Origin of the sequence: Marinobacter sp. (assembly GCF_040882185.1) — a bacterium.
Taxonomy (GTDB): Bacteria; Pseudomonadota; Gammaproteobacteria; order Pseudomonadales; family Oleiphilaceae; genus Marinobacter.
Map to the genome: position 1 here is coordinate 61909 of NZ_JBBEBW010000013.1, position 15502 is coordinate 77410.

Consider the following 15502-nt stretch of genomic DNA (forward strand, 5'->3'; position numbering starts at 1 on the left):
ATCAGTAGAATTTCTTCACCCTACTACCGTATTAATTAGTTGTTGAGCCAAAAATGCAGAAACATAATGCGATTATCTGATTTTATCCGGGTAGAAATGGAATCCATTCTTCAGGAATGGGAAGTGTTCGCTCAAACGATTTTGCCTGCCAGGGACATGGACACGACCGGGCTGCGTGATCACGCCAGGGATATGCTCCTGGCGATTGTGGACGATCTCGATTCTCCCCAAAGTTCATCAGAACAGGTCGCTAAGTCGAAAGGGTTTGCACCGCAGCACGATGACGAGTCTTGGGCCGAAGTGCACGGTGGCGCCCGGCAGACTAGCGGCTTCAGTGTTAGTGAGACGGTTTCCGAGTTTCGGGCCCTGCGCGCGAGCGTTGTGTCGCTTTGGACCAAGGCTATCGGGACAATTGGCGGCACACACGTTGACGACCTCACGCGGTTCCATGAATCGATAGACCAAGCCGTCGCTGAATCGCTGGAACAGTATGCAACCGTTAAGGAGATGGAAACCCGGTTGTTCAGCGCTATCCTGCGGGCTTCGCCCGATCCCATCTATGTGCTGGATGTCGAAGGCAGGTTTATTTTCGCGAACAAGGCGACGTCGGATCTCTTCGCACTGCCAGCCCAGACCATCGTCGGCAAGACCATGTCTGAGCTCGGGTTTCCGTTTGCCTCGGACTTTCAACGGCACCTTCAGGAAGTGGTCACCAACCAATCAACATACCGTGGAGAGCTCTCCCACACCTTTGCCTCCGGCATGGGTGAAAGGTTCGAGTATCTGCTGGCGCCTGTGCTGGATGAAAATAAAAACACCGAAGCGACCGTCGTTGTTTCCCGGGACGTTACGGCACGGAGGCTTGCCGAAGAAGAAATATGGCACAACGCGCACTACGATCTTTTGACGGAACTGCCCAATCGTCGCCTCTTCCTGGATCGCCTGGAACAGGAGGTCAAGCACGCCAAGCGCGATAGTCTACCCCTTGCCGTACTGTTCATGGATATTGATGGCTTCAAGGACGTCAATGATTCGCTCGGCCATGAGGTAGGAGACCGCTTACTTTTTTACGTAGCAGAACGCCTCATTAGTTGTGTCAGGGAAACCGATACGGTTGCCCGTCTCGGCGGTGACGAATTCACGGTGATTCTCACCGGCGCCAACCAACGCGAGGAGGTTAGACTTGTGGCGCAGAAAATTATTGATGCGCTCGCAATGCCCTTTCACATCGCGGAGAACCCCATACAGATTTCCGCCAGCATCGGGATCACCTTCTTTCCCCAGGATGCACCCTCGCCTAACGGTCTGCTAGGTGCCGCCGACAAGGCCATGTACAAAGCCAAGAGAGCGGGCTCTAACCTGATTCGCTTCTACAGCCCCTCAGCGGACCACCCGAACTGAACTCACTGGACCCGCCGTTCCCTTTCTCGGTAGCATGCCCTTCTTGACCCCGGCTCTGCCTCGGGCGATTCTCGCTCCTGGATGCTATCGCAATAATGAGGCAATTCGACCAGAAGCAACTCCCCTACTCTACTGAGCGTATATCTGAGCCCATCTCATTATCTCGGGATGGGCTTCATCACCGGTCTCAGCGGTTTACTGGCCGTAGGCGCAATTATCCTAACAATGTCGGTCGGTATTGCCTGGTGGCTTGTGCGTTCAGTAACTCACCCGATCCGCCAGATGGTAGAGGTTGCCAACCGCGTTGTCTCCCACGATCTCACGGTTCAGGTGGACAGCAACCGGGGTGACGAGTTCGGTCAGCTGCAGGCGGCATTCGCCACCATGATCACCAATCTTCGCGAACTGATCCGCCAGATCGGCGAAGGTGCCACAAACATCGCCTCGTCATCCGAAGAGCTGGCGACCGTTACCCAGCAGACCAGTGAAGGGGTTCAGCAACAAAGCGATGGCACCGACCAGGTGGCTACCGCCAAGAACGAAATGGTGGCCACAGTAGCGGAAGTCGCCAAAAGCGCGGAAGCAGCCTTTGAAGCCGCACGTGCCGGTGAGCATGGACGCGGATTCTCGGTCGTGGCCGACGAAGTGCGCTCACTGGCCCGGCGCACCCAGGACTCCACCACCGAAATTGAAACGCTGATCGGCAGCTTGGTCACCAGCGCTGGAAGCTCAGTATCCAAGATGGAGTCCGGGACGGCGCTCTCAGAAGAGACTCTGCAAACAGCTCAGCGCGCGGGCACCACCATCCGCGAGATGTCAGAGATGGTGGAAGAAAACCTCCTAAGCGCGCGCGATCCCCCATCAAAATCTTGCGGGAAGAGGCTTGCAAGGAGGAGACTGAATAAACGGAGCTGCAGAGAACATCTGACCGAGAGGAGCGGATTATATTTTCAGTATTTTTTCAGTGTAAACGCTACTCGAATCGCTTGATCTAACGCACTGAAATTAAGGAAAAATAATGGAGGCGCGGGTCGGAATCGAACCGGCGTTAACGGAGTTGCAGTCCGCTGCATAACCACTCTGCCACCGCGCCGGAAAAGTCCGAAAGGAGATCGAGACTTTTATTGCCTCTCCAGGAACTGGCCGGGAGATTATCTTAGCTTTTAAATTTCTGAGCTTTCAAAATTTACAATTTCAGCCGTGCAACCGGTATTGAAATTGGAGCGGGAAACGAGATTCGAACTCGCGACCCCAACCTTGGCAAGGTTGTGCTCTACCACTGAGCTATTCCCGCATTACGAACCGATTGTAATCTATGTAAACATCCAATCAGTTTGTCACTTCAATTCAACATCTTCGCCGTTGAAGTGGCGCATATATTAATGAATCATAGCTGAGTGTCAACCCTTTTCTAATTTACCGATCACCTGTAACTGATTGATTATTCTTTGATCAGTGATTCTCTTGCTCACTTGATTCAGGTACTTTTGGGAACAGATCAGGCCAGGCCGCCCGCAGATAGAGCACCATCGACCAGAGCGTAAGCACAGCCGCCAGGTAAAGTACGACAACACCCAGGGTGGCCCCCGGCATGCCTGGAGGGAACGCCAGCAGTGTAATAATAGCGACCATCTGAGCCGTGGTCTTGATCTTGCCGATGTAAGATACAGCCACACTACCCCGGCTTCCCATTTCGGCCATCCATTCCCTTAACGCGGAAATGACGATTTCCCGACAGATAATGATCGTCGCCGGTATGGTCAGAATAATACTGTGGTGTTCGTCTATCAGCACTGTTAACGCCACGGCGACCATGAGCTTATCGGCCACCGGATCAAGGAAGGCTCCGAACGGCGTGCTCTGGTCCAGTTTGCGGGCAAGGTAGCCGTCCAGCCAGTCAGTGGCCGCAGCCAATGCGAAAATGGCCGCGGCGGTGACGTAGCTCCAGCCATAGGGCAGATAAAAAATTACGACGAACACCGGGATCATGACAATACGTGACATGGTCAGAATGTTCGGGAGATTCATGCTTGACTTACTCATTGTGCAGGGCCGCATAGATGGATTCTGCCAGAGATTTACTGATGCCTTTTACTTTGGTCATTTCGTCTACCCCGGCTTTTTTGATTTCCTGTAAACCGCCAAAATAGCGAATCAGTTCGCGACGGCGTTTTGCACCTACACCTTCGATCCCTTCAAGGGTCGATTGCCGGCGTTTTTTATCCCGACCTTTGCGGTGACCCGTAATGGCGAAGCGGTGTGATTCGTCCCTGATATGCTGGATAAGGTGCAATCCGGGCGAATCCGCCGGCACGCGAAAGACCCGGTCAGTCAGGGCGTCGATCAATTGTTCCATACCGGCCCGTCGGGTCACGCCCTTGGCTACGCCAATGAGTGGTATATCACTAATTTCAAGACTTTCAAAGACTTCCCGTGCAATATTCAACTGGCCCTTACCCCCGTCGATAAACACAAGATCCGGGCGTTTGCCGTCATCTGAAACCATTCGACGATAGCGCCGGGTCAGTACCTGTCGCATCGCGCCGTAATCGTCACCGGCGATCTCACCTTCAATATTGTAAAGCCGATAATCGCTCTTAAGCGGTCCATTCTCGTCGAAGACGACGCAGGAAGCGACCGTATGCTCCCCATGGCTGTGGCTAATGTCAAAACATTCCATCCGCTTAGGGGTTTCCGGCAACTCCAGGAGGTCTCGCAGGGCCAGCAGTCGACGGTAAACCGTCTCTTTGCTGGCGAGGTGTGTAAGTAACGTTTGGCGCGCGTTCGTCATGGCGAGCTCAAGCCATCTCCTGCGTTCACCTCGTACATTCTGGCGTACGCGGGTGTCCCGTCCGGCAGACTCGGTTAACGCCGCTGCCATGAGATCCTGCTCATCAACCGGGCCCGGTACAATGACGTCCCGAGGCATTTCTCGCTGGGTATTTCCACCAAAATAAAACTGGCCCATGAAGGCGCTCAGCAACTCTGGCTCGGTTTGCTCGATGGAATATCGTGGAAAGTAGTCCTTGGTTCCCAACACCCGGCCACCTCGAACGATGATAACCACAATACACACCACGCCGGCGTCTTGCGCAATAGCGATCACATCTGCATCACCGCCCTCGCCTTCCATGGACTGCTGCTCCTGGACATGACGCAAGTGGTTGACCTGGTCACGGTATTGAGCCGCTTTTTCAAATTGCAGTTCCGAGGATGCTTTTTCCATCTCGTTCATCAGATCATTGATGATCGCCGGGTTCTTGCCTTCGAGAAACATGGCTGCGTGGCGAATATCCTGCTGATAATCCTCAGGCGAGATAAAACCGACGCAAGGAGCGGTACAGCGGTTGATCTGGAATTGCAGGCACGGGCGAGTCCTATTTCTGAAATAGCTTTCATTACATGATCTTATACGGAATACTTTCTGTAAAATATTAAGGCTTTCCTTGACGGCACCGGAACTTGGAAAAGGCCCGAACCAGGTTCCCTGCCCCTTGCGAGTACGCCCCCGGCGAAATGTCAGCGACGGGTAGTTATCATGAGCTGACAGGTAGATATAAGGGTAGGATTTATCATCACGCAGCAGAATGTTGTAAGGCGGCCGCAGGGATTTGATCAGGTTTTGTTCCAGCAGTAATGCTTCGGTCTCGCTGCCGGTGATGGTGACTTCTATATGATTGATTTTGCCGACCAGCGCTTCTGTCTTTGGTGCCAGCCCGGACTTGCGGAAATAACTCGCGACACGTTTCTTAAGATTGCGCGCCTTACCCACATAAAGAACCTCACCCGAGGTATCGAACATTCGATAGACCCCGGGGCGTTCAGTAAGCTGTTTCAGGAAGGTTTTGGTGTCGAAGCCTTCGACAGACTCATTAGACCTTGTCGGCATCAAGCAACCCGAGCCTTACAGCCATCAGCGCCAGCTCCACATCGCTGGAAATTTCAAGCTTCTCGAAAATCCGGTAACGGTAGCTGTTGACGGTTTTGGGGCTGAGGCAAAGTTTGTCTGAAATATCCTGCACTTTCTGGCAACCCACTACCATCAGAGCAATCTGGAGTTCGCGCTCGGAGAGACGGTCGAATACGGAATCATATCCCTCATCGCCATTATCGCCCACCTGTTTGAGCGCCATTTTCTGCGCAATTTCGGGGCTGATGTAGCGCTGGCCAGCATGGGCCATACGGATCGCCCTTAACATTTCGCGGATATCCGCGCCTTTGGTGATATACGCGGAGGCGCCTGCCTGCATAACCCGGGTGGGGTATGGATCGTCGGCACAGGCCGTTACGACAATCACCCGAATAGCATCGTCGATACGGAGGATACGGCGGGTCGCCTCAAGCCCACCGATTCCCGGCATTCGGATATCCATCAATACGATATCGGGGGACTTCTCACGAACCGCGTCGATCGCCTCTTCACCAGAGGCTGCCTGCCCTATCACTTCAATATCGGGATTGTCCGACAGCATCCGGGTAATACCAGACCGAACAAGCTCATGGTCATCAACCACCAGTACCTTGATCAAAATGCACCTCGCCCATGGCTGATTTACAGTCAAAAAACACGGGAAGTGTAACGCGTCATGCCCCCGAGCGGTACCTGATTAAGGCATTTCATGAGGCCTGGCGCTCAAAATTGCCCTGCGGACGCACTCAGGCTTTCGGTCCAAGACCGGCAGTATTTTCTACCGGATCAAACCACACCAGCAAATCACCCCGCCTGACGGCCTCCGCTACTTTGCCCCGCTCATCTAACGGCGACTCATTTTCATTCAGGCCATGAAAACGGGTGCAGTATTCATCCACAAGCCCGTCGAGTTGATCCTGAGTTAGCAAGTCAGTATCAACCGCAAAGGGAGCCTCCCTGGGGTCGGCCTCACTTGCTCTTGTGGAATCATCAGACATACTTTCCAACTCCTTCAGATCGCATCGGCAGGAAGCTTAACTGAACGTCTGCCCGCGATGAAAGATCAACATCAAAAAACTTAAGAAATGTTGGTCGATGCCCTATTCAGCGTGCATCAGGCTCTACTAAGGTTAAAGGTTCAAAAAGTAAGACTGGAGAAGCATAAAATGGGACAGCAACGGTGGCGCCTTCTAATCGAGGGCCGCGTTCAGGGCGTATATTATCGCACCTCGGCTCGGGCAAGGGCGGAGGAGCTTGGCATTACCGGCTCGGTGCGAAATCTTTCCGACGGGCGCGTGGAGCTTCTGGCTGAAGGTGACGAGCAAGCACTTATTCAGCTACTCGACTGGTGCTGGGACGGCTCACCTGAGGCAAACGTTCAGCATATTGATGTTAAAAAGAAGCCAGGCGATCCGCAATCCAATGACTTCCGCATTCAATAAGGGAGTTGCCAAAACACCGCAAAACCATTAAAGTCTGCGCCCTCAAATCATTACGCTGATCTGACCAGTTGATTGGAGAGGTGGCCGAGTGGCTGAAGGCGCACGCCTGGAAAGCGTGTATACGTTAATAGCGTATCGAGGGTTCGAATCCCTCTCTCTCCGCCAATACAAACCCCAGCATTCATGCTGGGGTTTTTTATTGGCCGATAGTTTGGGTAGAAGAACCCTCGCGGGTTCGACCAACCCTATCCCCGAACTAGTAGTTCGTACCAGGGTGGGTTTTACCGGACTCCCGGTCTGCAGCCGACGATGCGGGATCAAGCTGAGGTGGCTGGCGTTCTGATTGCCCAACGCCTGTTCCGACCGTTCCTGAGGAGCCTGTTCCAGGCACATTCGCAGCCCTGTGAGCCGATGTAGTGGCAGAGTCATCAGATGAAGCTCCTGAGCCTTCCGAGGCTTTACCTTGCTCTTCCTGCATTTTCTCCTCGGCTCTCTCCTTGAACGCATCTATGCCGCTGTCGCTAAGGTGTCCCATCACACGATCTTCCGCTGAAGTCCGTGGTAAGAGTGAGCCCAAAACGGCGCCCGCCGCAACTGCCAAAGCCCCCACGAGCAAGGGTTGTTCATGAAGCATGTGGCTGTATCCCTCACGCGCGTTACGAAGCCCCGCTCGTGTGCTGTCAGCCGTGTGTCTGCTGGCATCACTTACTCGGTGCATCATATCACTGGCACCTGCGGCCACTTGGTGGCCAGTTTCCCGGGTACGGTCAGCGGCATTATGGGTTGACGATTTTAGGTGACTGGTAGCGGAAGACAATTTATCCCGGGCAGCCCCTGCTTTTTCACCAATCCTGCCAGAGGCGCCCGCCCCCTGGTGCACTGGCGGCTGTTTCGACGCCGTCATCAGCCAGACGAGGCTAACACCAGCAAGAACCACCGGTATGGGGTTGTTCTCCACCTGACTGGTGAGATTGCGAACGAACGCGTTATCACCTTTGTCTCGAAAGAGTGAGATACCTTGATTGAGGAGTTCACCAGGAGAAAGCTGCTGCATCAGTTCATCGATCGTACCCTCCAGGTCTGCCCGGGCATTATCAGCCTCTCGCTCTAAATCTTCAGGATCCTTGCGAAGATCACTTTTAAACTGCTCTTTTACTGTAGTCATTTTACATGCCCTCTCGCGGTTTCCCTGTCTTTCTGGAGACTGTCCATGGTACGTGTCGGCTTCATACTGGACGGTTCCAGCTTCTTCTTACCCGCCGTCACCATGATCAGGCCGATTACAGTCACTACCCCACCTACAATCAACGCGGCCAGCCAAAGCTCCATGATTTTTCCTAGTCCCAACGTGGCGGCTGCGAGCAGGACCAGATAACCGGAATTCAAAACCACCACTCCACTGATCAAACCAGAGACGCCTTTTTTGGCATCGTTTAGCGAGTGGGAAACCTCCGAACCCGCCAGTGCCAATTCCTTACGGAACAGAAGAGCAAGATCGTCGATAAGGTGCCGGACCAGATCGTAAAAACGTGTCTTGTCCTCACGCGGTGTCGCAGATTCGGTTTCAGGCCCATCGCCTGACGGGTCGGTGTGTTCATTCTGAGCGGTATCAGCCATTGTGACCTCCTGTTTTACTGATTGAGTGGACCCGTCTATTCAGTTGTGGCCACCAGGCGACCTTGACGAGGCCTTGAAAAACCTGCTCAGCGCGATTCCGACACCTACACTGCCAAGTACGAAGAGCGTTGGATTCTGGCGTGCCAGTCGGATGGCGTCCTGAATCAAATCTTCAGCAGATCGCTTTTCAAGACGTTCAGCATACTCAGACAAGCCGGATGCAATGGATGTGGTGGTTTGAGCGAGCGTTTCCTCGCCCTGATCCCGAAGGCTGTCCGCCGCGCGGCTGAGCGCCTCGGCCCCGTGGCTGGCGGTATTGGAGGCAGTTCTCTTACCTTTATCGGCACCTTCCTCGGCCTTGGCCTGGGCCGTTTTTTTAACTTCGTTACCTAGCTCATTGGCACTCCCGGCACCGGACGTGGACTTGCCGGTTTGATTAAAACCTCCTTCACTACCCTGAGCTCCCCCTTGCTGGGAGGTTGAGGCCCCGGAGGCTGGCGATGGAGGCGTGGTGGAATGCACGTCCCCGCCCTGGCTTGTATTTGGATCATTTGGTTGCATGGTATCGCTCCTGTGATGCCGGATGTCTTTTCAAACTGATTAACGGGTGAACACAGGCAAGCGCAGCATAGTCCGTGCCATAGCCCGAAACTTCAGGCAAGACAAGGCGGGTTAAAAAAGTCGGGGCTATAAGGAGGAAGGCGAGACGCTGGAAAATGGCAATATTTTCCGTAAATCGGAAAATTCTACTGTCTTATCTGGTTTGACAACCCCTGAGGAGGAGCTTGTATTCGATAATTTTGAACAACCAGATCTCCCCCATGCTGCTTTCAGCATATGGCGCTGGGACTAGTGTCCCGTCTGGCTAATTCGTTGACCTACTGCGTGACGCTGGGGTTTCTGGCCAAGGCGCCTGTCCGAAGGTATGGTGGTTCCATATCAAGGGCAGGCAACACTATAGAGCGAGACGGCGTTAACCTCGGTATGGCCACAAATTTTACCCCATAAGTTCTCGATTTTATTGAGCCATGGTATTTTGTATGGTCTTGGCTACCAGTTTAGCCGAACCTCACCAACCCTGGCGCGTGATGACTCTGCTTGATGTTTTCCTCAGTACACTTGAAATCACGCTACCCGTGTTCGCCATGGTATTCATCGGGCTAGGTCTCAGACGCCTGGGCTGGATCGATTTGCCGTTCATCAATACAGCTTCGGCCCTGGTCTTCAAAGCCACTCTCCCCACACTGATCTTCCTGAGTATCATTCAGGCCGATCTTGAGACCACACTCAACCCTGGTTTGCTTGGCTTTTTCCTGCTCGCGACTATTGCCAGCTTTCTTCTAAGCTGGGTCTGGGCAACGTGGCGGGTTCCATATGCGGACCGGGGGGTATATGTGCAGGGGGCGTTCAGAGGCAACTGCGGTATTGTCGGGCTCGCTCTCGCGACAAATCTCTACGGGGATTTTGGTCTTTCTGCCGGGGGGTTGCTGCTCGGGATGGTGATCATCTCTTACAATGCCTTGTCCGTGGTTGTATTGGCGGCATACCAGCCCGGACAGACCCTCAGTTGGCAGACTATTCTCCGGGATGTCGTTCGCAACCCGCTTATTATTTCAGTCATAGCTGCTGTTCCGGTTGCGTGGTCCGGTATTCAGTTGCCCGGCTGGCTGTTGATCAGCGGCAATTATTTTGCCTCCCTGACTTTACCCCTTGCCTTGCTCTGTATTGGCGGGACTTTATCCATTGCAGCCCTCCGGACTGACAGCAAAACGGCCACCGGAGCCAGCATGATGAAAATGGTAGCACTGCCATGTATTTGCACTACTGCTGCCTGGCTGGTTGGCTTCAGAGGACAGGAGTTAGGGCTGCTCTTTCTTTTCTTTGCCAGTCCGACGGCGGCTGCCAGCTTCGTGATGGTCAAAGCGTTGGGCGGAAATGACCGTTTGGCCGCCAATATCGTCGCTTTGACCACCCTGGTGGCGAGCGTGACAATTACGATCGGAGTTTTTATGCTACGGACTGGCGGCGTCATTTGACCGTTGGCCTCGTTGCAGAGGTTGCAAGGAGCGCCCTACAAGGCGATTCAATTCAAGTCACGAAACCAGGACAGCCCCAGCATGCAAAACAGTAAACCTTTCTCCCAGGCCTGTGAAAACAACAAGCAGCCTATTCTTGATGTGATTCGATCGGTTTTTACCCACCCCGGTTTAATTCTGGAAATCGGCAGCGGCACTGGACAGCACGCAGTGCACTTCACAACGTCCCTGCATCATCTCACCTGGCAACCCAGTGACCACCCAAGTAATGCCGAACTTTGCCAGGCACGCATCCAGGAAGCGAACCTTCCGAATATGCTGCCTCCGCTGACACTCGATGTCAGTAGCGCTCCATGGCCATTAGCGGGATTTGATGGTGCTTTTTCGGCCAATACTGCCCACATAATGGGCTGGCCAGACGTGAAGGCGATGTTCAGAGGTGTGGCAGCGGGTTTGAAGCCCAATCAATCATTCTGCCTGTATGGCCCTTTTTGCTATAACGGCGTTCACACCAGTGAGAGCAATCAGCAATTCGACCTCCATTTACGAAATCAGGCGGAACATATGGGCATTCGCGATGTGAACGACCTTGAAGGCCTCGCCTCAGCGGTCGATCTGACGTTAGCAGAGGACTTTAATATGCCCGCGAATAATCGATTACTGGTTTGGCGCAAGCAATGACCCAGCGTTCCAGGCAAAGCCAGATTCGCCATTGAAAATTTCTCACGGCTAAGCACTCTTGCGCAGAGACTTACTACTGACTATTGCGGCTCTGATCGACCATGATCAGATTATCCAGGTTGAAGCCCTCAGCTTCGGCCACGTCCCGGAAATTCTGCACAGCGTTGTCGGTTACCGTTGGAGTGCGTGAAAGAAACCATAGATAATCCCGGTCATATCCGGTAATAAAGGCATACTGATAGTCCTCATTGTCGAGCCGGAAGATCACATAGGAGGCATAAAAGGGACCGAAGAAGGAAACTTTCAGATGCCCGGTGCGTTCATCATCCACAAAGACAGCGCGACCTTCTGCCTCCTCCCACGCATTCTCTTCCTCTGAATACCCACGGTTTATAACCTTGAGGCTGCCATCTTCCTGCACTTGATATTCAGCGGTTACACTGGAAAGGCCACGTTCAAAAGAATGGTCGAGCCGTGCGATTTCATACCAGGTGCCGGTATATTGGTTAACATCCAGGGTTTTTACCGGCCTGATCCCATCCGGCAACCCGGTGCAAGCTGACAGGACAAGCCCCATGGCAACCGGTATCAAAAGAGGCATAGCTTTCATTGGTCTGACCTTTAAAATAGATGGAGTAGCATCGCAGCATACAAAGGTATTTTCCTACCACCATCAGGATACGTGGTTCAGAACCATCGAGGCTAAACCTGACTATTTTTTGCGGTAAATAATCCCCGGATTGCACTGTACCATCTCGTAGAGGTGAGGCAGCCCATTGAGTGACTCAGAGGCGCCAAGAATCAGATAGCCACCGGTATTGAGCGTGGCATGTATACGCGTGAGGATGTCTTTCTTAAGTTCCGCTGAAAAGTAAATCAGGACATTACGGCAGAACACCACATCAAACTTGCCTAGCATGTAGCGCTCAAGCAGATTCAACTCTTTAAAATCCACCATAGTCTTCAGCTGCGGACGAATCTGCCAGCCGCCATTGCTTGATTGTGCGAAGAAGTTCTTTTGCCGCTCCGGCGATAAACCACGGCCAATAGCCAGCATTTCATATTCGCCACGACGGGCCACATCCAACACGCTTTTGGAAATGTCCGTAGCCGTAATTTTGATATCCGCCTTAAGTTTGCCCGGTTTCAAGCGCCGATATTCATCCACCGCCATGGCAATGGAATAAGGCTCCTGCCCCGTCGAGCAGGCGGCAGACCAAAACCTGATCGGCTGCAACTGACTGCGCTCTGCGAGCTCAGGTAGTAGTTTGTCGCTTAAAATACGGAAGGGATGATTATCGCGAAACCAGAGGGTTTCATTGGTCGTCATGGCATCCACAACAACCTCCCGCAAAGGCACTCTGCCCGGCCGCTTGAGGTGCTCAAGTAATGCGCCCAGGCTGGTCATCTGATTATCTTCAAGAATACGGCGCAGACGGCTTTTAACCAGATACTGCTTGTTCTCGCCTAACAGAATGCCACACGCATCCTGCAGGAACTTCTTGAAGGCATCGTATTCCTGGGGTGTGATATCTGATTTCATTGAATCTCTGGTGTTTGAGGATCGAGGGACCACGCCCTGTCAGGCTTGATCAAGAATTTCCATCACTCGCTCAGCGAGTTCATCCGGACTGAACTTGGCCATAAAATCATTGGCGCCCACCTTCTGTACCATTGCGTTGTTGAAGACGCCACTTAAAGAAGTATGCAACATAACGTAGAGCGCATTGATATTAGCATCACTCTTGCAGCGAGTGACCAACGTATAGCCGTCCATCTCCGACATTTCAACATCTGAAATCATCATCGAAAAATGATCCGTTGCTTTTGAACCATCGGAGGTCATTTCTTTAAGCAGATCAAGTGCCTGTTTACCATCATTTTTAGTAACAACCTTTATACCAATCGCGGTCAGACATCTCTCGATCTGGCGACGCGCTACGGTTGAATCGTCCACCACCAGAATCGGCAAGGACGCCCCCCTGTCAGTCTCGCCGCTACGGTGTAAAACTGACTCTGTAACGTTCGATTCCAGCGGAGAAACTTCTGAAAGAATCTTCTCTACATCGATAATTTCAATAATTTTGTCATCAATCTTGGTAACCGCAGTCAGGTAAACTTCTCCACCCGCACCCTTCGGAGGGGGGAGAATGTCCTCCCAGTTCATATTGATGATCCGGTCAACACCGGAGACCAGAAAACCCTGGGTTCTGCGATTGTACTCCGTGATGATAACGAAACTCGTCGAAACTTCTTCGGCAGGAATAGGGGGCATCCGAATCGCCAACCCCAGATCTATGATCGGAATAGTCTCACCCCGAATATGCGCCACGCCTCTTACCATAGCCCGGCTATTGGGAATAGAGGACAGTTTCGGACATTGCAGGACTTCTTTGACCTTGAATACGTTAATCCCATACACCTGCCGTCCACGAAGACGGAAGAGCAGAAGCTCCAGCCGGTTTTCCCCCACCAGTTGAGTGCGCTGGTTCACACTATCGAGTACACCTGCCATTTTCGGATGCTCCTGAATTTAAGCCAAATTTCACCCGGACCGGCACACATCTTGCGTGATTACGGCTATCGGGCTTTATAACCCTGCTTAACGGCAAGATCCTGACAATGTTTAACTGAAACCGGAATACGGGCCAGTGTATTGCCCTGGATACACAAAGCATAGGATAAACTTTACAAAATGCGCATCCTCACTCTAGCCGGATTCGTACTTTCGGCGCTGTTCACCCAGACCGCATTTCCTGCGGGCGGTACCTCCTCACAAGTTCTGGAAGCGGCCACCCAATTTCTCGATCAGTTCGTCGAACGACAGGCTTCGAACGGCTACAAAATCACCTACGAGCTGGGCAACCTCGATTCCCGGTTAACGCTCGCCAACTGTATTGCCGGACCAACTGTAGCGTTCAGTGGTGATCCGTGGCGTTCTACCCATCCAAGGCTGGAGATATCGTGTGAAGGTGAGCGGCCCTGGCGAATATTCCTTTCAAGCGCGCTGAAAATTACCGGTGAAGCGTTCGTGGCAGCACGACCTCTTGGTCGTGGAGACCGTTTAAGAGAGGAAATGATCAGCAGGTCTGAGGTGGTTATCAACTCGATTCGTCGGGGCGCCATAAAAAAACTCGAAGACCTGATCGGTATGGAAATCAGCCGTCCCATCAACGCAGGCACAGTTTTTACACCCGATCTAGTGTCCGCGCCAGATGCCGTATCTCGGGGAGACCATGTTATTATTATTGCCCGATCCGGTAACTTTTCAGTTCAGTCCCGCGGCAAGGCACTCGGTAACGGGCGCATCGGGGAACAGGTGAGAATTGAGAACTTGTCCTCTTCCCGAACTCTCAGAGCGAGGATCATCGGTCCGGGACGTGTCGAAGTAGTGATGTAGGGCAATTTGCGGGGCAGAATCCAACCGGTGAGCGGCAATTTATTGCCACATTACAAAGGCGTCATAAAATTTGTATGAAAATTGTTAAAGAAGGCAGAACCCCTGCCGATAGCTAATCAAATATCTCGGTTCTCGAAGATCAATAACGGCAACCTTCAAGCAGGCAGGACATGTTATGACAGTTGACTTTAATGGAATTGGTCCCGGCCAGGTCAACACCCAGAAGACCTCGACCAGTAAATCAGAGGCCAGCCAGACCAAGCCGCAGCTCTCCCCTGAAGGGGCTAAAGCTCAGGCACCCCGTGGTGAGAACGTCAGCCTCAGTGATCAGGCTAAAAATCTGAAACAACTGGAGCAGCGCCTGGATAGTTATCCGGAAATGGATGATCAGCGCATTGAAGAAATCAAAGCGGCCCTGGCGGACGGTAGTTATAAAATCGATGCGGAGAAGCTGGCCCAGAAAATGCTAGATATGGATAACAGCATTTTCGGATGAACACATTATGGCCGCAATTGACGAACTCAAGCAGTTACTCCATCAGGACGTGAGCGATCTCAACCAGCTCGCTCTCTTATTGGAAGAAGAGAAAGTAAAACTTAAAAGCTCAGACATTCGCGCCATAGAGCCTCTTACTCAGCAGAAAAACAGCATGCTGGGGCAGATCCGCGAACGCGCCAAACGGAAAATCCATGTACTGGTGGAGATGGGCTACCGTCCTGAACACGGCGAGCCTTCCCGATTCATTCGCAGCGCAGGTTTGAGCGAGCTCACGACTCTGTGGCAAGCCGCGGAGCAAGCCTTGAGCACCTGTCATGAGCGTAATCGGATTAATGGGCGCATTGTCAGCCATCTGCAAAATCGTCTGACCAAGCTCACAGATATATTCAGGGGCTCTGCGGGCCAAGCCAAACTTTACGGCTCGAGCGGACAACAAACGTCGGTTGGGCAGCGCAATATTCTGGCCAGTGCCTGACACAGAGTGATTGAAAAAGACCGGCCTGGAAACACGCCGGT

Annotated in this window: 18 protein-coding genes and 3 tRNA genes; 9 read left to right on the top strand and 12 right to left on the bottom strand. The window is 52.7% G+C overall.

The features are described 5' to 3' along the window. The first annotated feature begins 66 nt into the window (after window positions 1-66). Window positions 67-1401 (top strand): diguanylate cyclase, encoded by a 1335-nt coding sequence (locus WEB64_RS08280; RefSeq protein WP_368065555.1) that lies wholly within the window; start codon window positions 67-69, stop codon window positions 1399-1401. Between the two features lie 252 nt (window positions 1402-1653). Beyond that, window positions 1654-2391, top strand: a complete 738-nt coding sequence (locus WEB64_RS08285) for a methyl-accepting chemotaxis protein (RefSeq protein ID WP_368059697.1) — start codon at window positions 1654-1656, stop codon at window positions 2389-2391. 29 nt (window positions 2392-2420) lie between these two features. Here WEB64_RS08285 and WEB64_RS08290 read toward each other — a convergent pair. The 6 genes from WEB64_RS08290 to WEB64_RS08315 form a co-directional block, all read right to left on the bottom strand. Further along, window positions 2421-2494: transfer RNA gene (locus WEB64_RS08290), tRNA-Cys, on the bottom strand. Between the two features lie 126 nt (window positions 2495-2620). Then, window positions 2621-2695 (bottom strand) — tRNA-Gly (locus WEB64_RS08295). A 158-nt stretch (window positions 2696-2853) separates the two neighbouring features. Next, complete coding sequence (gene pgsA / locus WEB64_RS08300) at window positions 2854-3429, bottom strand: CDP-diacylglycerol--glycerol-3-phosphate 3-phosphatidyltransferase (protein WP_368057355.1); 576 nt, start codon at window positions 3427-3429, stop codon at window positions 2854-2856. Window positions 3430-3436: 7 nt separating this feature from the next. Further along, complete coding sequence (gene uvrC / locus WEB64_RS08305) at window positions 3437-5290, bottom strand: excinuclease ABC subunit UvrC (RefSeq protein ID WP_368057353.1); 1854 nt, start codon at window positions 5288-5290, stop codon at window positions 3437-3439. Next, on the bottom strand, window positions 5274-5930 hold the full coding sequence (gene uvrY, locus WEB64_RS08310) for a UvrY/SirA/GacA family response regulator transcription factor (protein ID WP_368057351.1): 657 nt from the start codon (window positions 5928-5930) through the stop codon (window positions 5274-5276). The genes uvrC and uvrY overlap by 17 nt, the downstream gene beginning before the upstream one ends. Window positions 5931-6057: 127 nt before the next feature. Further along, window positions 6058-6309 (bottom strand): hypothetical protein, encoded by a 252-nt coding sequence (locus WEB64_RS08315; protein WP_368057349.1) that lies wholly within the window; start codon window positions 6307-6309, stop codon window positions 6058-6060. A 168-nt stretch (window positions 6310-6477) separates the two neighbouring features. On the opposite strand from WEB64_RS08315, the gene WEB64_RS08320 reads away from it, so the two are divergent. Then, window positions 6478-6753 carry an acylphosphatase gene (locus WEB64_RS08320; protein WP_368057347.1) on the top strand — a complete coding sequence of 92 codons (276 nt, stop codon included), beginning with the start codon at window positions 6478-6480 and terminating at the stop codon, window positions 6751-6753. Between the two features lie 74 nt (window positions 6754-6827). Next, window positions 6828-6918: transfer RNA gene (locus WEB64_RS08325), tRNA-Ser, on the top strand. 91 nt (window positions 6919-7009) lie between these two features. Here WEB64_RS08325 and WEB64_RS08330 read toward each other — a convergent pair. The 3 genes from WEB64_RS08330 to WEB64_RS08340 are packed head-to-tail and all read right to left on the bottom strand — an operon-like array spanning window position 7010 to window position 8931. Then, complete coding sequence (locus WEB64_RS08330; protein ID WP_368057345.1) at window positions 7010-7918, bottom strand: DUF3618 domain-containing protein; 909 nt, start codon at window positions 7916-7918, stop codon at window positions 7010-7012. Further along, window positions 7915-8370 carry a phage holin family protein gene (locus WEB64_RS08335; RefSeq protein ID WP_368057343.1) on the bottom strand — a complete coding sequence of 152 codons (456 nt, stop codon included), beginning with the start codon at window positions 8368-8370 and terminating at the stop codon, window positions 7915-7917. The genes WEB64_RS08330 and WEB64_RS08335 overlap by 4 nt, the downstream gene beginning before the upstream one ends. Window positions 8371-8409: 39 nt before the next feature. Beyond that, entirely contained in the window at window positions 8410-8931 is a 522-nt protein-coding gene (locus WEB64_RS08340; RefSeq protein ID WP_368057341.1) for a hypothetical protein, read from the bottom strand. 527 nt (window positions 8932-9458) lie between these two features. Between WEB64_RS08340 and WEB64_RS08345 the strand changes: the two genes are divergently transcribed. Together WEB64_RS08345 and WEB64_RS08350 are read left to right on the top strand one after the other, a co-directional pair. Next, on the top strand, window positions 9459-10406 hold the full coding sequence (locus tag WEB64_RS08345; protein ID WP_368057339.1) for an AEC family transporter: 948 nt from the start codon (window positions 9459-9461) through the stop codon (window positions 10404-10406). Between the two features lie 81 nt (window positions 10407-10487). Then, the gene (locus WEB64_RS08350) at window positions 10488-11087 is read left to right on the top strand and encodes a DUF938 domain-containing protein (protein ID WP_368057337.1); all 600 of its coding nucleotides are present in this window, start codon (window positions 10488-10490) and stop codon (window positions 11085-11087) included. A 73-nt stretch (window positions 11088-11160) separates the two neighbouring features. Here the strand turns inward: WEB64_RS08350 and WEB64_RS08355 are convergent, their stop codons facing one another. The 3 genes from WEB64_RS08355 to WEB64_RS08365 form a co-directional block, all read right to left on the bottom strand. Then, complete coding sequence (locus tag WEB64_RS08355; protein ID WP_368057335.1) at window positions 11161-11697, bottom strand: lipocalin family protein; 537 nt, start codon at window positions 11695-11697, stop codon at window positions 11161-11163. 102 nt (window positions 11698-11799) lie between these two features. Continuing rightward, window positions 11800-12630 carry a protein-glutamate O-methyltransferase CheR gene (locus tag WEB64_RS08360; protein WP_368057333.1) on the bottom strand — a complete coding sequence of 277 codons (831 nt, stop codon included), beginning with the start codon at window positions 12628-12630 and terminating at the stop codon, window positions 11800-11802. Window positions 12631-12669: 39 nt separating this feature from the next. Further along, entirely contained in the window at window positions 12670-13602 is a 933-nt protein-coding gene (locus WEB64_RS08365) for a chemotaxis protein (protein ID WP_368057331.1), read from the bottom strand. Window positions 13603-13782: 180 nt separating this feature from the next. On the opposite strand from WEB64_RS08365, the gene flgA reads away from it, so the two are divergent. From flgA to WEB64_RS08380, 3 genes are all read left to right on the top strand, one after another. Next, a complete protein-coding gene (flgA, locus tag WEB64_RS08370; RefSeq protein ID WP_368057329.1) occupies window positions 13783-14487 on the top strand; it encodes a flagellar basal body P-ring formation chaperone FlgA in 705 nt (234 codons plus the stop codon). A gap of 175 nt (window positions 14488-14662) precedes the next feature. Further along, a complete protein-coding gene (gene flgM / locus WEB64_RS08375) occupies window positions 14663-14983 on the top strand; it encodes a flagellar biosynthesis anti-sigma factor FlgM (protein ID WP_368057327.1) in 321 nt (106 codons plus the stop codon). A 7-nt stretch (window positions 14984-14990) separates the two neighbouring features. Then, entirely contained in the window at window positions 14991-15461 is a 471-nt protein-coding gene (locus tag WEB64_RS08380) for a flagella synthesis protein FlgN (RefSeq protein ID WP_368057325.1), read from the top strand. Window positions 15462-15502 lie beyond the last annotated feature (41 nt).